This window comes from Pseudanabaena biceps PCC 7429 (genome assembly GCF_000332215.1).
GTDB classification, from domain to species: domain Bacteria; phylum Cyanobacteriota; class Cyanobacteriia; order Pseudanabaenales; family Pseudanabaenaceae; genus Pseudanabaena; species Pseudanabaena biceps.
The window spans coordinates 17,035-39,619 of the sequence record NZ_ALWB01000015.1 but is presented as its reverse complement, the minus strand read 5'-3'; the positions used below and the strand labels follow the sequence as shown (position 1 = coordinate 39,619).

15 protein-coding genes and 1 pseudogene are annotated in these 22,585 nt (G+C 44.8%); 9 read left to right on the top strand and 7 right to left on the bottom strand.

The window, feature by feature from the left end:
- The first annotated feature begins 192 nt into the window (after positions 1–192).
- Both PSE7429_RS03310 and PSE7429_RS03305 read left to right on the top strand, forming a co-directional pair.
- Positions 193–768 (top strand): hypothetical protein, encoded by a 576-nt coding sequence (locus PSE7429_RS03310; protein WP_009625635.1) that lies wholly within the window; start codon positions 193–195, stop codon positions 766–768.
- Between the two features lie 127 nt (positions 769–895).
- A complete protein-coding gene (locus tag PSE7429_RS03305) occupies positions 896–1,702 on the top strand; it encodes a RibD family protein (protein WP_009625634.1) in 807 nt (268 codons plus the stop codon).
- A gap of 294 nt (positions 1,703–1,996) precedes the next feature.
- On the opposite strand, the gene PSE7429_RS03300 is transcribed toward PSE7429_RS03305, so the two are convergent.
- Positions 1,997–3,589, bottom strand: coding sequence for a glucose-6-phosphate isomerase (locus PSE7429_RS03300; RefSeq protein ID WP_009625633.1), 1,593 nt, complete (start codon positions 3,587–3,589; stop codon positions 1,997–1,999).
- A gap of 364 nt (positions 3,590–3,953) precedes the next feature.
- Between PSE7429_RS03300 and hpf the strand changes: the two genes are divergently transcribed.
- The 4 genes from hpf (at position 3,954) to PSE7429_RS03280 (ending at position 7,295) form a co-directional block, all read left to right on the top strand.
- The gene (hpf, locus tag PSE7429_RS03295) at positions 3,954–4,529 is read left to right on the top strand and encodes a ribosome hibernation-promoting factor, HPF/YfiA family (protein ID WP_009625632.1); all 576 of its coding nucleotides are present in this window, start codon (positions 3,954–3,956) and stop codon (positions 4,527–4,529) included.
- A 403-nt stretch (positions 4,530–4,932) separates the two neighbouring features.
- On the top strand, positions 4,933–5,319 hold the full coding sequence (gene queF / locus PSE7429_RS03290; RefSeq protein ID WP_009625631.1) for a preQ(1) synthase: 387 nt from the start codon (positions 4,933–4,935) through the stop codon (positions 5,317–5,319).
- Positions 5,320–5,357: 38 nt separating this feature from the next.
- On the top strand, positions 5,358–5,792 hold the full coding sequence (locus PSE7429_RS03285; protein WP_009625630.1) for an ExbD/TolR family protein: 435 nt from the start codon (positions 5,358–5,360) through the stop codon (positions 5,790–5,792).
- 336 nt (positions 5,793–6,128) lie between these two features.
- A complete protein-coding gene (locus tag PSE7429_RS03280) occupies positions 6,129–7,295 on the top strand; it encodes an energy transducer TonB (protein WP_009625629.1) in 1,167 nt (388 codons plus the stop codon).
- Between the two features lie 537 nt (positions 7,296–7,832).
- Here PSE7429_RS03280 and PSE7429_RS03275 read toward each other — a convergent pair.
- From PSE7429_RS03275 to PSE7429_RS03260, 4 genes are all read right to left on the bottom strand, one after another.
- Positions 7,833–8,762, bottom strand: a complete 930-nt coding sequence (locus PSE7429_RS03275) for a glycosyltransferase family 2 protein (protein WP_009625628.1) — start codon at positions 8,760–8,762, stop codon at positions 7,833–7,835.
- A 117-nt stretch (positions 8,763–8,879) separates the two neighbouring features.
- Entirely contained in the window at positions 8,880–9,155 is a 276-nt protein-coding gene (locus PSE7429_RS03270; RefSeq protein ID WP_009625627.1) for an HU family DNA-binding protein, read from the bottom strand.
- A 443-nt stretch (positions 9,156–9,598) separates the two neighbouring features.
- Positions 9,599–11,869: a transglycosylase domain-containing protein gene (locus PSE7429_RS03265; protein WP_009625626.1), complete on the bottom strand. Its 2,271-nt coding sequence runs from the start codon at positions 11,867–11,869 to the stop codon at positions 9,599–9,601.
- Positions 11,870–12,304: 435 nt separating this feature from the next.
- The gene (locus PSE7429_RS03260) at positions 12,305–13,138 is read right to left on the bottom strand and encodes a universal stress protein (RefSeq protein WP_009625625.1); all 834 of its coding nucleotides are present in this window, start codon (positions 13,136–13,138) and stop codon (positions 12,305–12,307) included.
- A 212-nt stretch (positions 13,139–13,350) separates the two neighbouring features.
- On the opposite strand from PSE7429_RS03260, the gene PSE7429_RS03255 reads away from it, so the two are divergent.
- The 3 genes and pseudogenes from PSE7429_RS03255 (at position 13,351) to PSE7429_RS03240 (ending at position 21,250) form a co-directional block, all read left to right on the top strand.
- Positions 13,351–14,757 (top strand): cytochrome P450, encoded by a 1,407-nt coding sequence (locus PSE7429_RS03255; RefSeq protein ID WP_009625624.1) that lies wholly within the window; start codon positions 13,351–13,353, stop codon positions 14,755–14,757.
- A gap of 570 nt (positions 14,758–15,327) precedes the next feature.
- Entirely contained in the window at positions 15,328–19,965 is a 4,638-nt protein-coding gene (gene gltB, locus PSE7429_RS03250) for a glutamate synthase large subunit (protein WP_009625623.1), read from the top strand.
- Positions 19,966–20,192: 227 nt separating this feature from the next.
- A pseudogene (locus PSE7429_RS03240) lies at positions 20,193–21,250 on the top strand (ISKra4 family transposase).
- Between the two features lie 147 nt (positions 21,251–21,397).
- Here PSE7429_RS03240 and PSE7429_RS03235 read toward each other — a convergent pair.
- Positions 21,398–21,865 carry a gas vesicle protein K gene (locus PSE7429_RS03235; protein ID WP_009625620.1) on the bottom strand — a complete coding sequence of 156 codons (468 nt, stop codon included), beginning with the start codon at positions 21,863–21,865 and terminating at the stop codon, positions 21,398–21,400.
- A complete protein-coding gene (locus PSE7429_RS03230) occupies positions 21,862–22,494 on the bottom strand; it encodes an ABC transporter ATP-binding protein (protein ID WP_009625619.1) in 633 nt (210 codons plus the stop codon). Before PSE7429_RS03230 ends, PSE7429_RS03235 begins: the two co-directional genes overlap by 4 nt.
- Between the last annotated feature and the right edge of the window lie 91 nt (positions 22,495–22,585).

Sequence of the window (22,585 nt, the reverse complement as noted above, 5' to 3'; positions counted from 1 at the left end):
AAGGCTTTTACTTTTGGGCTTTTAAAATTTGCCAGCTTAACCCGAACTGACGTTACTTATGGATAGAAGTCGATCGCGATCTGACGATAGGTTATGATGCAAAAGATTTGCTAAAAAAATAATGCGTAGAGTATCTTGCATAATATCGAGTAACTCAAGTCACTTACCGTCAATTACACCTCCAAATTAATCGTGAAAAAATCACTCAATTATTCCTTAAAGCAAAGTATCCTTGCCGCGATCGCTGTTAGTTGTGTTGCGGTCGTGTCATCCTGCCAGCAACCACCTGCACCAACCGCAACCGAAACTAAAGCCACCGCTAAGCCTACTGCCTCCGCATCGGCATCTCCTTCTGCATCAGCATCTCCCTCCGCATCGGCATCTCCCTCCGCAAAACCTACCGAATCATCATCAAATAAAACTCCTGCTAGCCTTGATAAAATTGCTGGGGAATATAACGTAGTTTTAGATCCTAAAGTTTTGGCTGAAGCTGAAAAAGAAGGCGTTAAGTCTGTAACAGGTAAATGGACGATCAAGCCTGAAGGTTCTTTTGAAGCCAATCTCAAGGCAGTTTCTACTAAGGACGAAGTACAAGAAATCAAGACCGTTGGTAAATTTACGATCGAAGATGGCAAAGCTTTTTCTCAAGTGGAATCAGTGAATGGAGAAAAGCCACCTCAAGCCGCTCCCAAGGTTCCTTATACGCTCTCTGCCGATGGCAAAGAACTACAGGCGGATGGTCAGCCAGTAAAATTGGTGAAGCAATAATTTTTTAAGCTCCTCGTTTTTAGGCAAGCAAAATCGCTCGCTGATTTTACTTGCCTTAGTGGAGGCTTATTGGGAGGCTTATTGGGAGCTTTATTATGAGCTTTATCAGAAGCTTTATTAGGAGATTATGTACAACTGCCTATTTTCCTCTCACGATCGCATCTATAACTTTGAAGAATTGGGATTTCCTACCACAGGCATAGCTTTTGATTGTGAGAATTTAGGCGATCGCCAGCAGTTTTTAAAGCGTCCCTATATCGTCTTTAATATGGTGTCTAGCGTCGATGGGAAAGCCACAACCTATGCTGGTCAACTAACAGGTTTAGGATCGCGCCCCGATCGCCTACTAATGAAAAGATTGCGATCGCAATTTGATGCTGTGTTAGCGGGTGGAACGACATTGCGCCATGATGCCTTCATTCCTACCATCCCTCCCGAATTAGCTGAGGAACGTCAAAAGAATTTCCCCCAACCTCAACCCCTCGGCATAGTGATTAGCACTTCAGGTGATTTGCCGAGCGATCATCGTTTTTGGGATGCGGGTAAAGACCTACGAGTTGTCTTAACGGGTGAGGATACCAAGATTGCGGATTGGCTGACGGAGAAGGCGCAAATTTTTCGATTTCCAACCCGCGATCGCCAGATCGATCTCAAGCTGGGCTTATCACGGCTGTTCGAGCAACTTGGGGTAAAGCGGCTCTTAGTGGAAGGTGGTCCCAGTTTAAATTATTCGCTAGTCTCACAGGGCTTAGCTGACGAGCTATTTTTGACCTTATCGCCTCACCTAGTGGGCGGTGTGGATAATATGACGGTTTTAGGTGGCACAGGCTTCGGGCTCGGTGGGAGTGATTTACCAAAACTCAAATTGCGATCGCTTTATCACCACGATTCGGAACTATTTTTGCGCTATCAATTGAACTTATCATCTAAATAATACCAAGTTAAGAAATGGCTACGCCATTTCTTAACTTGAAAACCCTTACTAGATTTAGTTTTTAATCTACAAAAGTGTTGTCACATTTTCGTGAATTGGTGTTAAATAGCTAAGCACAATTAAATATAAAACCCAAAAACCTATAGCGCACGCGCAGCGTGCGCTATAGGTTTTGATTATGCCCAGCTATTTATATAAAACCCAAAAGACAAGTGGCGGAGCAAAGCTCCACCACTTGTCTTTTGGGTTTTATGTCCTAAGCAAAACTTACGTTAAGGAAGACTAAAGCTCAATCTATTGAGGGATCAACATCAATTTTAGAGTCATGGGCTTAGATAAATCACCTTCAAATAGAATTTTGCAATTGGCGTGAAGATGCCGAGCAATATGATACAGAGATTCAATTTCATCTAGAGCGTCTATTTTGACAGCAATCTCTTGTAATGAAAGAGATACGGTTGACGATCGCAAGGTGTCAACGAGTTTCTTTTGCAAAGCAAGGACTTTTGCGCCAGCTTTCTTACCTGCCTCGACTCCAGGCTGATGGTAAGCATTGATATTGACTAGGGAAGCATAGAAGCTCACCGCCCGCTCGTATAGGGCAATTAACGCACCGACCGTCAGTTCGGATACCACGGGGATCGTCACTGTAATTGAATCTCTACCATTGTCATAGAGGGCGCTGCGAGTTCCTTGGAGAAACCCTAACAAGTAATCACCTGTAACCACACCTTCTTCAACTTCAGGATGAGTCTTGGCGGAATCTTGCAGAACTTCGATGAAAGTTGCAAAAAAGTTAGGAACGCCTTCACGCAATTGTTGTACGTAGGCATGTTGGTCGGTAGAACCTTTATTGCCATAGACGGCAATCCCCTGATATACGGTATTGCCATCAAGATCTTTTTCTTTCCCAAGAGATTCCATTACTAGTTGTTGCAAATAACGGCTAAAAAGTAGAAGTCGATCCTTATAGGGGAGGACTACCATGTCTTTTTCGCCTTTGCCATTCCCCGCAAAGTACCATGCCATAGCAAGCAACGCGGCGGGATTTTGGCGCATATCCTCGTTGCGAGTAGCCGCATCCATTAAATTTGCGCCGCGCAACATGTCACGAATATTAATACCTTGCAAAGCGGCAGGCAGCAGACCAACAGCCGATAGTTCTGAGGTTCTACCACCAATCCAGTCGTACATGGGGAATTGATCGAGCCAATTATTGCCGATCGCATATTTCTCCAAGGCACTACCGACCCCTGTGATCGCAATGGCTTGCTTGGCAAAGTCTAACCCTGCTTTTTTAAAAGCAAATTCAACTTCTTTCATCGCATTAGCGGCTTCAGGCGTGCCCCCAGATTTAGAGATAACCAAAACCAAGGTGGTGCTAAGGCGATCGCCTAATAGATCGAGCACTAAATCGATCCCATCGGGATCGGAGTTGTCCAGAAAGCTAATTTTGAGGGGCACATCCGCCTTAGCAAAGCATTGGGCAACAAATTGGGGACCTAGAGCCGATCCACCAATGCCAATGGACAGAATGTCGGTAAAGCGGTCGGCGGTCGGTGGATGAATATCCCCGGCATGGACTTTTTGGGTGAAATCTTCAATGCGATCAATAGTTTCCGTAATATCTCGACGTAATTCTTCTGTAGGGGCGAGTTCAGGCGATCGCAACCAGTAATGTCCAACCATACGGTGCTCATCAGGATTGGCGATCGCGCCCGACTCTAGGGCTTTCATATCTGCAAAAGCCTTGACAAACTTAGGTTGTATCTGTGTTATAAAGTCTGGCGTAAATCCAATCCGACTGATATCCACATAGATACCCAAATCTACGTGATAGTACAGCCAGTCTTGATAACGTTGCCACAGTTCCACAGCCGAACTCATACGAACCTCACTTTGCTTTTTCTAAATAGCTTAGATGTGAATAGCTTAAAACAGGCGATACACAATGCCAATCGTAAGTGATAAGTAGCAACCTTGTTTGAAGTTATTTGTACAGATTTGGCTGGTCAAGTTGATCTCTGATTTTTAGATTTAGCGTTTTTCGCGGCTGTAGCTTGAAAAACATCGAATTTGGTTATTAAATCTACGTTAAGAAGTACATCAAAGTTGGCTTACTGACCCTAGCAAAGTGTTATGGTGATCGCATAGCCAAATCAGCTATTCGGCGTAATGGGGTAATTAAAACAAGATTACGCGCCACAACTTTATTTTGGCTGATTTGGAACTCAGAAGCGAGGTTATAAAGATGAAACTTGTAATTCAAGGCAAGAATATTGAAGTCACGGAAGCCATCCGCGAATATGTCGAGCAAAAGATCGACAAAGCGGTGAGCCATTTCCAAGCATTAACGACCGAGGTGGATGTCCATCTCTCAGTGGCTCGTAACCCTCGCATTGCTTCTAGTCAATCGGCAGAAGTAACAGTGTACGCCAATGGATCGGTGATCCGCGCTGAGGAGAAGAGTGAGAATTTGTATGCCAGCATCGATCTAGTAGCTGACAAAATCTCACGCAAGTTGCGTAAATTTAAGGAGCGCAAGACCGAGCGAGCGGCGGCAAAAACTAGTGTTGCGGTACTCGAACAACCTCCTTTACCATTGCCAAACGACAATCGGGTGGTTGAATTACCTTCTCAAGTTGTGCGAAATAAGTATTTTGCCATGCCCGCCCTATCCGTTGATGAGGCTCTAGAGCGTCTAGAGTTAATCGACCATGATTTCTATGTTTTCCGCAATGCTGATACAGGGGAAATCAACGTTGTCTATGAACGAAATCATGGTGGTTATGGGGTAATTCAACCCCATGATGTCAAAAAACATTAAAAATAAAAATGAAGCTGCCCAGACACTTACGGCGCGGTATCACAATTTACTGAAATGTGTAAACACTGCGGTGAATTAAAAACCTAACCTAATAAGGGTTTGCAAACAAAAGTAAAAGCCTTGCTGCGCAAGGCTTTTACTTTTGGGCTTTGAGAAAGGGTTTGCTAAGCAAACCCTTTCTCAAAGCCCGTTTCAAATTATCTCGAACTCACGTTTGTTTAGTTTTGGTACTACTTCATTTTATTTGAGTAGAAGGAATCCCTAGGAAAAGTAAAAATCCCTCAAAAAAAGAGTGGCGCAACGCGCCACTCTTTTTTGCTGATTAAATTTGCTACGCTAGAAGAAGAAAGCGAATCCTTCGCTATTTCATCCTACGCAATTTTATTTTTATTTCAGAGCAGATATGACTGTTAAGTACGGCGAACAAGCGATCGCAGAAGCAACGCTCACTACTTTCCCAAATCCTAGAATTGGCAGAGACTATAACATCCAACTTACTCTTCCCGAATATACTTGTAAGTGCCCATTTTCAGGCTATCCTGACTTTGCCACCATTCATATTACCTATACCCCAAATCTATTATTGGTCGAGCTGAAAGCAATTAAGCTATATATCAATAGCTATCGCGATCGCTTCATCTCCCACGAAGAAGCCGTAAATCAGATTTTGGATGATTTTGTAAAAGCTAGCGATCCTCTTAGAATTAATGTCAAAGGTGATTTCAGTCCTCGTGGCAATGTACATACCCTTGTCGAAGTAAATTACACCAAACCTCAAGAAACAATCTAGCCATAAATACGTCCCATGGATATGAGCATCGTTGATTTATGAAACTTCGCAAAAAATACCCAACATCTGCCAACGCTGAAATTAATCTGACTGCATTGCTAGATGTAGTATTTTCAATTCTGGCGTTTTTCATTCTGTTATCCGCTGCCCTTACCGTGCCCAGTCGCATTGGTGTTGATTTACCCATTAGCGATCGCAATACTAAGGGCGAATCGAACTCAGAAGGGCTAAAGCCAGAAGATGTTTTTGTAATCACCCTCGATCCTGCGGGACAAATGCTAAAGGATGGAAAATTTATTTCTTCCTCCCAATTAGCCCAAGATATTAGTAGATTCTTAGCAATCTCTAGCAAGGGGATGGTTGTACTTAGTGCCGATGACTCCAATGTCTCCTATCAAATTGTGATTAGTCGTCTATCAGAATTAAGAGCAATTGCGGGAAATCGGGTGGCGATCGCCACATCGCGATCTTAGTCATTTTTCGTCATTTCTAGCTCGGTTTCCAACAAAAAGGCAAGTAAGTATAGCGGTAGTCAGTTATGTTAAGACAATTCCAAAATGCATATATGGATGGTGCTTTGCACCGCGACGCTATGCTTGGTTTTTATGTATTAACTTTAAGTGGCTATCGCTATCCAAGAAATTTTAAATGCCAGAAATTAAATACCAGAAATTAAATACCAGAAATTAAATACCAGATAAATATTATATAAATACCAGAAAAATCAAAAAGCATCCCTATCTGTAGAAATCATATTGCGGCTTTTTCAGAGTTTACATTTCCTTAAGTTCACCTACTTACAAAAATCCATGTTGCCAACCGAACCGAAGAGTGACCTAAGCGACCTAACTGTAAGTCAAACCAATCAACCTGAGATGAAGCGCACGCAGATATCTACACTGCATAGTTCCATCCTTAAATTTACGCATAAGGCAGGTAACCTCGCTGTCAAATATCCCTTTTGGGTACTTGTAGCTAGCTCTCTTGGAATTCATGCTGCTTTTGCATTCATTACCCCCAATCCACTTAAAAAGACCGAGACACCCCCAGAACCATTAGTAGTCTCAACTCTCCCTGTTGTCAAATTACCACCCAAATCACCTATTACCGCACCAAACAAATCTCTCTTCGGCAACCTATTTGTCAAACCTATTCCCAATAAAATTGGTACACCCCTCAATTCATTTCCCAATACATCGCTTAATTCACCTTTAACTTCGTTGGATCTAAATTCCCCAGATAATTTAGAAGATTTTCCCCCGTTATCCTCCGATTTTTCGGGCATGTCAACTTCGCCCCTCTCTAAATACACCAGAGAGCCCGACCAATCGGTAAAACCCCAACCTCGCGTATCGACTCCACCCACAAATCCTCCATCTCGCTTTACCGCATCGGGACAAATCGATAACAGCAATCCCCCAACTAAACCGACCAATAATAGTAATCTGAAGCCTGAATTTCAAAATGGGGGCATCAAAAATCAACCAACTTCGCCTACGTCACCTCCTCAAAACAATCCCAATCCTAAACCAACCAAAACTCCCAATAACTCACAAGGATTAGTTGCCTCGAATTCTAATAATGGCGATCGCAATGAAGCGGAGATCGTCAACATTTCATCGCCTTATCCCACCAATGACCAACAATTTATCGATTTATTATCAAAACAAGCGGTTATAAATACAAGGATTGTTCCTGAGGGGAAATTAATATCAGCAACTGGTCCCGAAAGAGAAAAAGGAGTGGAATGGATCGCTCCCAAGGTATCTAGTGTGGCGGGAAAAAGTGGTTCGGTAATATTTATGTGGCTGGTTGATCCTAGCGGTAAGGTTAAAAAACTCTATTTAAAGTCCAGTGGATTTAAAGAGTTAGATGATATTGCCAAGGAGACAGCTAAGGAATATAAATTTAAACCCCTTGAAGATCCGCAAAGTGGCAAATTTCGACTTGTTACTGCTAAGTATGAATTCCCCTAATATCGCTTAGGCAACGAGCTTTGAGAAAGGGGTTGCTAAGCAAACCTTTTCTCAAAGCCCAAAAGCAAAAGCCTTGCTAGGCAAGGCTTTTGCTTTTGGGCTTTTGAAATTTGCCAGCTTAACCAGAACTGAAGTTATACCAAATCACAAAATGGCTACGCCATTTTGTGATTTGAAAACCCTTACTGGGTTTGTTTTTCAATTTCCAAAAGTGTAGCCACACTTTTGGAAATTGGTATTACAGCAATTACCAATCAAACGAACTACAAGGAAATTTTTGAAAGCGTTGCTTTGCAACGCTTTCAAAAATTTCCTTGGTTTGGGTTTGGGCGCAAAGCGCTGTAAGTGAATATAGCTATAAGAATGGCGGAACCATGTGCAGTTAAGATTTTGGGCTTTGAGTGGGATTTGAGAAAGGGTTTGCTACGCCAACCCTTTCTCAAATCCCAGAAGTAAAAGCCTTGCGTAGCAAGGCTTTTACTTCTGGGATTTTAAATTTTGCTAGCTTAACCCGAACTGACCTTAGGTCTTAGCTACTTATGCGTTAAACAGTAATTTGCTTTCTTTATCCCAATTGCGGTACATCCAAATTACGGTATACCAATTCATATAAATTCGGAAAATTTCCATCGCCACTTCCGCTTTACCGCGATCGCACAGCCATCCTAAGAAAGGTTTTAAAGTACGATCATTGAGTGCACCGCCAAGGGTGAGTATGCCCCAGATTGCCAGATGCAGCCAAGTTTTTTGGATCATTAACCTAACTTCCCAAGTGGGATGTTTGTGATAAAAGATAATGCTCATTCGACCGCGTTGTTCTTCCAGATCGAGCAGGCGCGGAATTTTATCGATCGAAAATTTAGCATGATAGTGGAAAGCGATCGCCCCAGCACAGGTTAAACGTTTTAAACCCAGCTTTTTAACGCGCATTCCCAGCTCGAAATCTTCCCACCCATATTGGAAAAAGCCCGTATCAAATTTGCCCGCCTCAATCAACCATTTACGGGCGATCGCTAAATTGCAAGTGTCAAATATGGCTGCCGTAAACATAGGCAAAGCAGGCACAATCTCCGAATCAGGAGCTTCAAGATTGCAAGTATCGACGATGCGCCCGTAACTATAAACTTTTTCCCCTTGAGCGAGGGTTGCGGTATGGGCCTGAAGATACTCAGGATTGACCGTGATATCACTATCAACAAAGGCAATATATTTACCGAGAGCCGATTCAATGCCATAGTTACGAGCCGTAGCGGCGGCGGCATGGTCTTGGGTTAACAGCCGCAGATGGGGATAGCGATCGCGATTACTAGTCAAAAACTCCACTGTGCCATCGGAGGAGCCATCGTCAATGACGATAATTTCGTAGGGTTCAGTTATGGTCTGTCTCTCTAATGCTGCCAAGCATTTTTGCAAAATGGGCAAACGGTTATAGGTGGGTACTACGATCGACCACAACATTTCTGACACAGAGTTTCTCCTACGCAAGCATCATCAAATTATAATCTCCCAATGGGTAAGCTTCATGCCCCCATTGGGAGGTGATTACAGTTTGATGATTAAAAAAGAAGAGTAAATGAGAATGAATTACTCAACTACTTTTTCTTTAAACTGTTTGCCAGCAGAGAAGGCAGGAACACGAGTCGCCGCGATTACCATTTTTTCGCCAGTGCGAGGGTTGCGACCTTCGCGTTCTTGACGTTCCCGTGGCTCGAAGGAACCGAATCCCACTAGAGTTACGCGATCTCCGTCAGCCACGGCATCAACAATTGATTCGAGGGCAGCAGTAACGATCACTTCGATATTTTTCTTGGATACGGATACCTTTTCGGCGATCGCATCTACTAGTTCACCTTTATTCACAGATGTAGCTCCTATGTCGCTTGAGATTAAGACGTAATTTTTTTATAAGATTAGAGCGGTGCAAAGCGTCGCTTCAATCAACAAGTCGGAATCAATACTACAGCACCTATGGCAGTCGTCAAGCGCTTTTGACAAAACTTTCGCAAAAATTTTTATATTCCATCCCATCGGCTAAGCATAACGTCAGTTCGGGTTAAGCTGGCAAACTTTAAAAGCCCAAAAGTAAAAGCCTTGCGTAGCAAGGCTTTTACTTTTGGGCTTTGGGAAAGGGTTGGCAACGCAAACCCTTTCCCAAAGCCCGTTTCAAATTATCCCGAATTCACGTTATAACAAAGCTCAAAATGGCTACGCCATTTTGAGCTTTGTTATATAAGTAGCCAAACACAAGTAAAATCCAAAATTAGAAAGCATACCGTCCGCTTAACGGACGGTATACTTTCTAATTAGCGAACTGCGAGACGCATATAATCACCCCAAACCTGCGCAGCAACTGCACTTGAACCATTCGTGACTCCTTCATCATTGCCAAGCCAGATGGCAGCCACGAGATTTCGTCGCGGTACTGCGCCGATAAACCAGAGATCACGCCCCTCGTCGGTAGTTCCTGTTTTGCCAACCACCGTACCTTGGGGAATGGCGGCCGATCGCCCAGTACCATACTGCACGACTCCACGCATCATATCGACCATGGTACTTGCCACCCCAGCATCGATCGCTTGTCTTGGTTTTAAAAATGTACTGGCATCGAAAATAACGCGGCAGGTTTGGCGATCCTTCGGGTTTTGGCAGTCAGCGCTATCGAGGATGCGTTTAATGGCATGGGGTTTGTTGTATTTGCCCTCATTGACTACGGTGGCATAGGCTCCTGCCATCTCCAAGATTTTCACCTCATTCCCGCCTAAAACCATATTACTCGTGGCATCCAGCTTGGCGGTAATTCCTAAAGTTCTTGCCATTTTCACGACGTTATCAAACCCCGTTGCGTCGGCAATTCTGACAGCTACCACGTTTTCCGAGAGGGCGAAGCCCCGATACATATCGATCGCCCCACTACCGCCATTGTGACAGCCTGCAACGCCCGCGAGGGCATTGCAGGAATAGGTACTGCTGGGAGAAATGCCGCGATCCACGGCGGCGGCATAGGTAAATAACTTAAAAGTGGAGCCTGGTTGCCGTAATGCTTGAGCCGCACGATTAAATTGGCTGGCTTTGTAATCGACACCCCCCGTCATCGCAAGGAGCGACCCATTGCTAGCATTTAAGGTGACGATCGCCCCCTGACTAAACCCATAGCTCGAACCATCACGCGCTACCGCATTGCGGAGGGAGTCATCCGAGGCCTTTTGCATATCAATATCGAGATTGGTCTCGACGATCAGATTGCCTTCCCTCGCAAAGTTATCGCCGAGAATATCCTGCAACTCTTCAAAGACATAGCTGTAGTAGTAGGGGGCAACCGAGCCTTGCAACTTAGTTTTGGCAGATTCATTAAGGATCAGCACCGATCGCCTTGCCCGTTCGGCATCCTTATCGGTAATCATCCCCAATTCTGCCATCCGATTGAGAATGCGATCGCGATATTCGATCGCTAGGTTCTTATTTTTAAAAGGATTGATCGTTTCAGGGGAGGGGAGCAGCCCGACAAGGGTCGCCGCTTCCGAGAGGGTTAGCTCTGACGCTTCTTTCCCAAAATATAGTTTTGCCGCATCCTTAAACCCATATACACCGTTCCCCGTATAGGCTCGATTCAGATAAAGACGGAGAATTTCGTCCTTGTGATAGGTAAAGGTAAGTTTAATCGCCGCCGCCGCCTCGCGCCATTTCCTCCCTGCGGAATCGTCGGTTCCTACATAGGTCTTGCCGAGTAAATTGCGGGATAACTGCTGAGTGATCGTGCTTGCCCCTTCTAAACGCTCTCCGCGACTACGGACATTAGTCACGATCGCTCTTGCTACCCCTATGGGATCGACCCCGATGTTCCAATAAAAAGAAGTATCTTCCGAAGCAATTACCGCTTTCGGGATAAACTGTCCAAACTCTCCGAGGTTCGCATATTCGGTATGGTTGGCAATATCAGTAGGATCGAGACGTTTTAGCCCATCCCCCGCCAAAACCTCCACGGGACCTTGTTGGGTAACGGGTAACGGCTTGAGATCGGGTACTCGATTAACTTCAAAAGCGATCGCTAATACGATCGTCCCCGCGATCGCCCCGATGCCAATTCCCGTATATTGCAGCGTCCGAATATACCAAGGAGGAGGATCGAGATAGCGAATAGTCGCCGCCTCGACGAGTTCGGGAGGACCGAGGGTGATTGTCATTTTGTGGCGCAATGGGACTGATTTTAATCGCTGCTTATTGCGATAAATGCCATTGGTCGAGTCGCGATCTTGGAGGATAAATTGGGATTTTTTTTGGGTGCGATCGCGGACTAGCTGGGCGTGAACTTGGCTGACCAGAGGCGTTTGCACAACAATATCGCATTTACCCGTGCTGCGTCCTAGAATATAGCGATCGCCCACTAAGTCATAAATTTCAGGTTTATCTTTTTGCGATCGGCGCACTTCCAGCTTGGGGACATGCTCTTTCGGATTGATTTTTAATACGCCATTAACTACCTGAGTGAGTTGATGGATTTGGGTCATCAACTTGGATTGAGGTGGCTTTGGCTTTGATGATGGCTGGGGTGGCTGGGGGGATTGTGGCGATTTCATAGGTAGCTAGGACGCAGAATTTGAGGGCGTGGTTTCCAATTATTCCCTCAAATTTAATTATGCACTTAAACAAGAAAGGCAACATAAAGCGATCGCCACCCCAAGCATTAATCTTTGATATAGCTTTGATATTAAGAAGAGACGACGCTTCGTGTCGTCTCTTCTTATTCTTCTTTATTTGCGCTTAATACTAATTCACGCTAATTCACGAAAGTGTGACAACACTTTTGTGAATTAAAAACTAAACCTAGTAAGGGACTTGCGAGAAAATAAGATACCAATCCAGATTTACCAGAATCGGTGGCGCGGCGGAGCCGCGCCACCGATTCTGGTTTTATATTTGGTACTTTATTAAATCGCAAGTCCCTAATGGTTTTCAAGTTAAGAAATGGCGTAGCCATTTCTTAACTTGGTATAGCTGCTTACTTGGTATAGCTATTCGATGGTGCGGGTTAGTAGTACGGGGACGGTCGCATTGACACGCACGTAGTCAGATACCGACGAACCTAGTAAGCGATCGAGATCGGGTAAACTACGGGCGATCGAAGGACGGCGATCGGGAGAACCAATCATCAACAAGCTAGCATTTGCCTCATCCGCAAGCTTACAAATTTCTTTGCCAATGTCACCTGAACTGATGAAAGAGCGCGATGGAATATTCAATCGCTTGAGTTTAGCACTCGCTTCGACGAGAACTGGGTCAGTGCTAGTATTAGCATCTTCCTTACGTTTTACTACCCTGACTAAGAAAATTTCCACATCCTTCGCACCGCTTACCAGTTTAATTGCCAAATCAAGACAATTATTGGACGATGCCGAACCATCGACGGACACCATCACATTGCGAATGGTTTTGATGTACACATCATCCTTGATGAGTAACATGGGTGAGTCGGACAATTGGAAAACGTATTGACTGACCGAGTTCGCCAAAATTGCTTGTAGGCGACCCATCCCACGGGAGCCCATAATCAATAGGTCAGGCTTTAACTCTTCGGCTACTTTACATACGACATCTTTGGGTTCGCCCTCCTTCAGCAGGGAAACAGTACTATTGCCAGAAGCTAAGCGCAAATTTTTAACTTCTCTTTCGACAATTTTTTCCCCTGCTAAGCGATATTCAGTAATTGCATCCGAGTTAATGGAGTTGGGGATAACATGGAGGACATTGATTTGCAAGTTTTGCATACTAGGTAAGGCTAGCAGCATATTCATCATTTCGCGCGATCGCCCCGATCCATCAACAGCTAATAAAATTTGTTGAAACATTGTTTTAAACCTAGTTTTTAAACCTATAGTCTCTATATCTTGAGTAAAGCTCAATTACTGGGCGATCGCCGCAAAACGTTGAGATTCTTAAAATTTTGGAGATAGAGCTGCTCGCAATCTCTCAAAGAATCCCCTATCCGAAACCCATTCACCTCCATCTGCACATATACCCCAAATATGTCCCAAATATGTCCCAAATATGTCCCAAATATATGTCCTATATGTCCAAAACTAAAAGTATGCTCAAATCGGTCAACTCCATTGAAACTATGCCTTTATGGCAGCAAATTCAGTGGATTGCCGACCCCATTGGCTATATGGAAACAGCAGTAAAAAAATATCCAGATATTTTTGCGGCAAAAATCATTGGTTTTGGTAACTCAATCATATTTGTGAATGACCCCCAAGCCATTCAGCAAATTTTAACGAACGATCGCAAACAATTTAGCGCTCCTGGGGAATTGAATGGTATTTTGCGCCCAGTCGTGGGAGATTCTTCCATATTTAGTTTGGATGGCGATAGTCATAGGAAACGCCGACAGTTGGTCATGCCAGCCTTTCACGGATCGCGAATGCAAGACTACGGACAGTTGATTTTTGACTTAACCAATAAAGTCTTTCAAAAGTTAGCTACCAATCCTTTAGCCCACAATCAAAAGGCAAATCCCTCTAACAGGATTTTTCTAGTCCGTGATGCCATGCAGGATATTTCACTGCAAATCATTCTCCAAGCAGTGTTCGGTCTGTATGAAGGCGATCGCTGTCAGCAAATAAAAAAATTGCTGACCCAAATGACCGAACTTTTCATTTCTCCATTAACCTCCGCATTTTTATTTTTCCCCTCTCTACAAAAGGATCTAGGAGCTTGGAGCCCTTGGGGTAATTTTGTGCGCCAAAGAGAGGCGATCGACAAATTGGTTTATTTAGAAATTGCCGAACGTCGAGCCAATCTCGATCCCAGTCGAACTGACATTCTAACGATGCTGTTATTGGCGCGGGATGAAGAAGGAAAAGGCATGACCGATTTAGAGTTACGGGATGAACTACTAGCCCTATTACTAGCGGGACATGAAACTACAGCCACGGCAATGTCTTGGGCTTTGTATTGGATCCATCGTTTACCAGAGGTCAAAGAGAAACTATTGCAGGAGCAAAAAAGCATTGTTGATCCAACGGATTGGATGAGTATTTTTCGGTTACCCTATCTCACTGCTGTCTGTAACGAAACGCTGCGCATTCATCCTGTTGCCATGCTGACCTTCCCCAGAGCTGTCGAACAAGAATCAGTGGAATTGCTAGGATACAATTTGGAACCCCAAACCATCGTGATTGGTTGCATCTATCTCCTCCACCATCGCGAGGATTTGTATCCGAAGGCCGATCAGTTTAAGCCCGAACGGTTTCTGGAGCGGCAATTTTCTCCCTATGAATTTATGCCCTTTGGTGGTGGTGTCCGTCGCTGCGTGGGTGAGGCTTTGGCGCAATTTGAGATGAAAATAGTCTTAGCTACGATTTTGCGTCATTACGAACTGGAGTTAGCCGATCGCCACCCCGTAAAACCACAACGTCGAGGAGTTACCCTTGCTCCTGCGGGTGGGATTAAAATGACTTTCAAATAATATTCAAATAATATTCAAATAATATTCAAATAATAAGGGCTACCGTAAACGGTAGTAGAAAGAACACTAGAAAAATATTTGTCACCTATAATCAAGGGTGACCTACTTAAAAAATTCATATTAAAAATATCTATAGATACCTGTAAATACCTATAAATATCTATTTAGTCCCTATACAGAGGGTTAAGTAAAGAGTTATGCTTAGAGATCTGCCTTCTTGTAAATCCTTAGAATACAGGGCTAAGCTCAGGGTTAGTCTCAAGCCTAGTCTGAGTAGCAGGTTTAGGTTTAGCAATAAGCCTAGCTTAGCTCCAAAGCCCTAGCTCTAAAGCCCTAGCTATGATATAACCAAAAATTTGCAATGATTTCAAACAATCTCAGTTAGTTTAAAACAAATTGTTTAAAGCGAATTTACGTAAGCCAGATATTAGCAGTTTTGCTGCTGTTAATAAAAAGCTTAATTTAGAATTAACAATGTGGAGAAGTTGTGATGAGGCGATGGTTGCTTCGTAACTAAACTTAAAAATCTCATAATTTCAACCTATTTTTTTGATAGCAACAATTAATCCGATGGAAGTGAGCCGCGTGAATACAAGTCAGTCTAATCAGTCTGGAAATACGAATTCGATCCAAGGGCCCTATTGGCTAGTAGAAGAGCGTGATGCTTGTGGGGTAGGTTTTATTGCCGATAAAGAAGGTCGAGCTAGTTATAAAATCATCAGCAATGCGCTGAAAGCTTTGACTTGTATGGAGCACCGTGGCGGTTGTAGCGCCGATCAGGACTCTGGGGATGGGGCTGGACTTATGACCGCAATTCCTTGGGCGCTGCTCCAAAAAGAATTTACCGATCTCACGATCGATCCCGAACATTCGGCTTTGGGGATGTTTTTCCTGCCACAGGAAAGCGATCGCGCGGCAAAATGTCGCGAAATCACCACCAGAATTGCGGCTGAAGAGGGGCTAAAGTTGTTGCGATGGCGGGTTGTACCTGTCCGACCAGAGGTTTTAGGTATTCAGGCTAGGGCAAATCAACCTCAGATCGAGCAGGCGATTTTTGTTGCTGATGCCGATCACCAAAATCTTGACCAACTCGAAAGAGCGATTTATATCACCCGTCGCCGCATTAAGTTAGAGATCAGGCAGCTTACGCCCGATCAAAGTAGCGATTTTTACGTTCCATCCCTTTCTAATGCGACAGTGATTTACAAGGGCATGGTGCGATCGGCGATCCTTGATCGGTTTTATGAGGATCTCCAAAATCCTGATTATGTCTCACCCTACGCCATCTATCATCGCCGCTTCAGTACCAATACTTTGCCGAAATGGCCGCTTGCCCAGCCGATGCGTTTCCTCGGTCACAATGGTGAAATTAATACCTTACAAGGAAATACAAATTGGTTTCTCGCTCGCCAAGGCGATCTCGCCCATCCTAATTGGGTTGATGCTAAAGGCGATCGCCTTAAGGATCTTTTGCCAATTCTCAAGCCCAATGAAAGCGATTCGGCAACTTTAGATCACGTTTTTGAATTATTGATTGAGACGGGGCATAGCCCCCTTGAGGCAATGATGATCCTCGTGCCCGAAGCCTATGAAAATCAGCCAGATTTAAGCGATCGCCCCGAAATTACCGATTTCTACGAATATTACAGCGGTTTGCAAGAAGCATGGGATGGTCCCGCCTTGTTAGCCTTTAGCGATGGCAAGATCGTCGGAGCCGCTCTTGATCGCAATGGCTTACGTCCGGCCCGCTACATGATCGCCAAGGATGGCATGGTTATCGTCAGTTCCGAGGCTGGAACCGTAGATATTCCCGAGTCAGAAATTATCGAAAAGGGTCGCCTCGGTCCAGGACAAATGATTGCCGTTGATTTGCAAACCCATGAGATCTTGCATAACTGGGAAATCAAGGAACGGGTTGCTAAAGCCCATCCCTACGGTGAATGGACGAAGCAATATCGCAAGCATCTCGAAAGTCAGCCATTTCACAATAAAACTACCCTAGGCGAATCGCAAGCTCTCACCTACCAAACAGCCTTTGGCTACACCCTCGAAGATGTCGAAATGGTGATCGAAGCCATGGCTCAAGATGGCAAGGAGCCAGTATTCTGTATGGGAGATGATGCGCCGCTTGCTTTTCTATCCCAGCGCCCTCACCTGCTCTACGACTACTTCAAACAGCGCTTCGCTCAGGTGACCAATCCACCCATCGATCCGCTCCGTGAAGGAACGGTCATGTCGTTATCGATGTTTTTGGGAGAGAGGGCAAATCTACTCATTGCCACGCCTGAAGCTGCCAACCAGATTAAAATCAAGAGTCCTGTGATTAATGAAGTAGAACTGGAGGAACTTCAATCCTTGGGCTTTGCGACCAAGAAATTAGATATCCTGTTCCCGATCGCTTCAGGGGCGACGGGGCTAAAAGATGCGATCGCCAAGCTAAGCGATGCTGCCGTAGCCGCAGTTCGCGACGGTGCGAAATTACTGATTTTAAGCGATCGGGACTTGAATGCTGAGAACGCCTATATCCCACCCCTGTTAGCAGTTGGTGCAGTGCATCACCGTCTCTGTGCTGAAGGGCTAAGGATGAAGGCTTCAATTGTGGTTGACACAGCCCAATGTTGGAGTACGCACCATTTTGCTTGCTTGATTGGCTATGGAGCCAGTGCGATTTGTCCCTATCTCGCCTTTGAAACCACTCGTCAGTGGTGGGGTAAAGCCAAGACGCAAATGCAGATGCAGCAGGGCAAAATCAAGGCTTTGACGATCGCTCAAGTTCAAGATAGCTATCGCAAGGCTGTGGAAGGTGGCTTGTTAAAAATTCTCTCCAAAATGGGCATCTCCCTCCTCTCAAGCTATAGCGGCGCGCAAATTTTTGAGGCGATTGGCATTGGGACTGAAGTGATCGAGCATTGCTTTAAGGGAACAGTGTCTCGCGTAGGCGGTGTAAACTTTGCCGATATTGCTTCGGAATTGTTGACTTTCCATGCGCAAGCTTTCCCCGAATTGCTACTCAAGAAACTGGAAAATTATGGCTTTGTCCAGTATCGCCCTACGGGTGAATACCATATGAACAGCCCCGAAATGGCGAAAGCTTTGCATAAGGCGGTGGCAGGTGATGGTTACGACCATTACGAAGTCTATCGGACGCAATTGCAAAATCGTACCCCAACGGCTTTACGGGATCTATTGGAATTTAAGAGCGATCGCCCTAGCATTCCTGTAGAGGAAGTAGAGGATGTCTCAGAAATTCTGAAACGCTTTTGTACGGGGGCGATGTCCCTTGGTGCTTTGAGTCGTGAAGCTCACGAAGTCCTCGCGATCGCGATGAATCGTGTAGGTGGTAAGTCCAACTGCGGCGAAGGTGGGGAAGATCCTATTCGCTACTTACCCATTAATGATGTCGATGCGAATGGTATCTCAGCTACTTTCCCTCACCTCAAGGGTTTGAAAAATGGCGACACGGCGAATTCCGCTATCAAACAAATTGCATCGGGACGCTTTGGGGTGACACCTTCCTATCTGGTAAGTTCTAATCAATTAGAAATTAAGGTTGCTCAAGGAGCGAAACCAGGCGAAGGCGGACAGTTGCCAGGACCGAAAGTGAGTAGCTACATTGCGATGCTGCGAAATTCCAAACCGGGGGTATCACTGATTTCGCCTCCTCCACACCATGATATTTATTCCATTGAGGATCTCGCACAGTTGATCTTCGATTTGCATCAAATCAATCCCACGGCAAAAGTATCGGTAAAACTGGTCTCAGAAATCGGGATTGGCACGATCGCTGCGGGTGTGGCGAAAGCAAATGCAGATATCATCCAAATCTCAGGCTATGACGGTGGTACGGGTGCATCTCCCTTAAGTTCGATTAAGCACGCTGGTTCGCCTTGGGAACTGGGGCTCGCGGAAGTACATACGGTACTGATGGGCAATAAACTGCGCGATCGCGTATTGTTACGTGTGGATGGTGGTTTTAAAACTGGCTGGGATGTGGCGATTGCCGCGCTACTTGGCGGCGAGGAATTTGGCTTTGGAACTGCTGCCATGATTGCGGAAGGCTGTATCATGGCGCGAGTCTGCCACACTAACAAATGTCCCGTGGGCGTAACTTCGCAGCTAGAGCAGTTCCGCAAACGTTTCCTTGGCACGCCCGAACATGTGGTTAACTTCCTCTATTTCGTTGCGGAAGAAGTGCGTCAAATCCTTGCCAAGCTGGGTTATAAGTCCCTGAAAGACATCATCGGACGTTCCGATCTGTTGATTCAACGTCAGGACTTAAAGCTAGCGAAACTCGATATCAATCAAGTCGATATGGGCTGCCTGATCAATTTACCCGATACTAAAAGCGATCGCGGTTGGTTAGAACATTCCCCAGTTTCCCATAGCAATGGTGCAGTGCTCGATGATGAGATTTTGGCCGATCTCGAAGTTCAAGCTGCGATCGCCAATCAAACTGACCTCTCCAAAACCTATGCGATCGTTAACACCGATCGCTCAGTTCCTACGCGAGTTTCAGGAGCGATCGCCAAGCAGTACGGCAACTCTGGGCTCGCCAGCAGTTTACATCTTCAGTTTGTTGGTGCTGCGGGTCAGAGCTTTGGTGCATTCAATATCAATGGTTTGCACCTCTCCCTAGCTGGTGAAGCCAACGACTATATCGGTAAAGGGATGAATGGCGGTAGTATCAGCATCAAGCCCAAGCCTGACTGTAACTTCAATCCTGCCGATAATGCGATCGTTGGTAATACCTGCCTCTATGGCGCAACGGGTGGCTATCTTTTCGTGCATGGTCGCGCTGGTGAACGGTTTGGAGTCCGTAACTCTGGTGCAAAAGCCGTTGTGGAAGGTACTGGCGATCACTGCTGCGAGTACATGACAGGCGGTGCGATCGTGGTATTGGGAACGACTGGTCGCAATGTTGGTGCGGGCATGACAGGAGGTATTGCGTACTTCCTCGACATCGATGGCAAGTTCAAAGAGCGTCTCAGCCAAGAGTCTCTCAAGGTGCAAAGAGTTAGCACAGTTGCGGGCGAGAATCAGTTGAAGGAATTGATTCAATCTAGCTATGAAAATACTGGTAGTTCTAGGGCGAAGGAAGTTCTCGATAACTGGTCGATTTATCTGCCGAAGTTCTGGCAAGTCGTTCCTCCTTCAGAGCAGAATAGCCCTGAAGCTACGGATGAATTGCCTGTAGTTGCAACAGTTTAAACCCCTAAAGAGAGGTGGCGCAAAGCGCCACCTCTCTCTTATAGCCATAAAAAAAGAAGGCGTAAGCCTTCTTTTTTTATGGCTATAAGTTATTAACTGCTTGCCACTCCTCGACAAAAGAAGAAGGAACGGGCAAACTAATAGCGGGAGCATCTCACTAATGCAATGAGTATTTCTACTTATAGATGACATATGAGAAAATGAATAAAAAATGAGGTTAAAAAAAGATGACACCCGAAGAAAGCAAAGTTCTGAAAGAACATCTAAAAGCTGCGGCGGCAATTCTATTGAATAATACCCCAAAAGAAGAGCTAAAAAGCTTTAACAGCATAGAATTAGCAGTCAGAGACCACTTGCTCAAAGAAGTAGCACCAGAGATCGGAAATTTTTTAAGCAGCAGCAGCAAAACAAGAACAGGAAGAAGCAGAAAGATCCAGACCAGTCTAGGAACATGGCAAATTAGAGTCAAACAAGTTGCACAATTAGGTTTGAAAAAACGCAGTCGATTGAGTCCGCAGCTAGAAGCAAATTGTCTATTGCTGAGTGCCAACGTTTCTTACGAAATGCGGCTCGGGACTTGCACAAGCTAACGGGAATATACGTTGACCACAGTACCCAGCAGAGGCTAGTCCACCGTCAAGAATTTGCAGAATTAGAAGTAGGGGAAACGATTACAGAACTTAGTATTGATGGTGGTAAGGCAAGATTACGCACAGAGAAAGGACAAGCCAGTGAATGGCGTGACTACAAGGCTGTAACTCTCAACAAACAAAACTTGTGCAGCGTTCTTCCAACGAGAATGACAAACTGCTAGCTTCAGTAAAATGCACAGCTTTTGGCTGACCCAGTTACTTGTTTAGGAGATGGACATCCGGGAGTGTGGAATTTAATGGCAGATATTGCTACTACATCGCAACGACGTGAAATTCTTGATTGGTATCATCTCAAGGAAAATCTGCATAAGGTTGGTGGTTCTAACAAACGGTTGCAGGATGTTGAAACTAGCCTCTGGCGGGGTAATATCGACTCAGCCATTGCTGCCTTTGCCGATTGGGACAATCCTCAAGTTACGAACTTTATAGCCTATCTCGAAAGACACCGCCTCCGTATCCCTGACTACCAAGCTTTTCAAACACAAGGAATTACCATTGGCTCTGGTGCTGTTGAATCTACTATCAAGCAAATTGGGCGTAGAATCAAAATATCTGGTGCTCAGTGGAAGCGCGATAATCTTCCCCAAGTTCTTAAACATCGTTGCGCTTATCTCAACCTCAATCTTGCCTAAGTATATTTACTCAGTGCCTAATTGAGATGCTCCCCTTTTACTTTTGGGCTTTTAAAATTTGCCAGCTTAACCCGAACTGACGTTAAAAAACAAACCCAGTAAGGTTTTGAGATTCCCAAAATGGCAACGCCATTTTGGGAATTGGCATTACGAAGTGCGATCACCAGAAGTCAGCAATAATTTCAACTTGAGATCGATTAAATTAATATTCGCTAAGCCAATTTGCACATCACCTTCGAGGACAATACCAGTACTGATTAAGCGATCGAGCAATTCTAAAATCGAAGATTCACTAGAAGATTTATCGGGATAGTAGGAGCCAGATTTAGGAAGAAGTTTGCCAAATTCTCCTAAATCGAGGTTGAGATCCGCAGGATCAATATCGAGAACATCGCAAAGATTGAGAATCTGCTGCTCTAAAGCCTGTAAACTATCGGCAGCTCTTTCAATTTCTGATTCTGTCAGTTTTTCAGCATCCATGCGCCGAATTACTTGAGCTTCCATTAGCTGGCGCAATAGTTCTACTAAAGTAAGAATTAGGGGGGCTAGTCCCGATTTTTTAGGCTTGACGATTAAACTATCAGGATTAGCATTGTTATCGGTCATATCACTCATTTATGAATTGTTCCTATCTTGCCATGATCAATCGACCAAGTCTGATCTGCCATTTCATCAAGTTCTTCAGGATCGTGGGTAACAACTAGAATTGTCCAATTTTTTTTAAGCTCTTGCAAAATACCCAGAATTTGTTTGCGCATTGACCAATCTAAACCTGCGGTTGGTTCGTCTAGTAACAGCATGCTGGGCTGGCGAATTAATTGTACGGCAAGGGCTAATCGCCTCTGCTGCCCACCGCTAAGGGATTGCGGTGAATTGCTAGGATTGAGATGACTGAGCCCAACTGAGCTTAAAGCACCTTGAATGCGATCGCCATCTAGATCGATATGTCCCAATCTGAGTTCTTCTAGAATAGTACTCCCACAAAAATGACGTTCGGGAAACTGAAATACTAAACCACATATTTGCTGCAAGTGATCGGGCATTAGTTCTTGCGATTTCCAATAAATACTGCCACTATTCCACTCCACAAATCCTGCCAAAATTTCGAGTAATGTACTTTTGCCAGAACCACTAGGTCCCACCATCAACCCCAATTGCCGATCCTGTAGTTCAAAGGATATATTGTTAAGGATTGCCTCAGGAGTAGCGGATGGGTGATAGCAAAGATTACGGATAGAGAGCATAAATTTGGCAAATTGGAATAGGAAAGTTGCGCTTTTCTATTCTATAACTGCCGTCAACTGTATCAGGACAGAATAAGCATCTGGGCATAAT

Excerpts from the sequence above, each read along its gene's own strand:
- PSE7429_RS03305 (WP_009625634.1), top strand. The coding sequence starts at position 896 with ATGTACAACTGCCTATTTTCCTCTCACGATCGCATCTATAACTTTGAA.
- PSE7429_RS03300 (WP_009625633.1), bottom strand. The coding sequence starts at position 3,589 with ATGAGTTCGGCTGTGGAACTGTGGCAACGTTATCAAGACTGGCTGTAC.
- hpf (WP_009625632.1), top strand. The coding sequence starts at position 3,954 with ATGAAACTTGTAATTCAAGGCAAGAATATTGAAGTCACGGAAGCCATC.
- queF (WP_009625631.1), top strand. The coding sequence starts at position 4,933 with ATGACTGTTAAGTACGGCGAACAAGCGATCGCAGAAGCAACGCTCACT.
- PSE7429_RS03285 (WP_009625630.1), top strand. The coding sequence starts at position 5,358 with ATGAAACTTCGCAAAAAATACCCAACATCTGCCAACGCTGAAATTAAT.
- PSE7429_RS03280 (WP_009625629.1), top strand. The coding sequence starts at position 6,129 with ATGTTGCCAACCGAACCGAAGAGTGACCTAAGCGACCTAACTGTAAGT.
- PSE7429_RS03265 (WP_009625626.1), bottom strand. The coding sequence starts at position 11,869 with ATGAAATCGCCACAATCCCCCCAGCCACCCCAGCCATCATCAAAGCCA.
- PSE7429_RS03260 (WP_009625625.1), bottom strand. The coding sequence starts at position 13,138 with ATGTTTCAACAAATTTTATTAGCTGTTGATGGATCGGGGCGATCGCGC.
- PSE7429_RS03255 (WP_009625624.1), top strand. The coding sequence starts at position 13,351 with ATGTCCTATATGTCCAAAACTAAAAGTATGCTCAAATCGGTCAACTCC.
- gltB (WP_009625623.1), top strand. The coding sequence starts at position 15,328 with ATGGAAGTGAGCCGCGTGAATACAAGTCAGTCTAATCAGTCTGGAAAT.
- PSE7429_RS03235 (WP_009625620.1), bottom strand. The coding sequence starts at position 21,865 with ATGAGTGATATGACCGATAACAATGCTAATCCTGATAGTTTAATCGTC.
- PSE7429_RS03230 (WP_009625619.1), bottom strand. The coding sequence starts at position 22,494 with ATGCTCTCTATCCGTAATCTTTGCTATCACCCATCCGCTACTCCTGAG.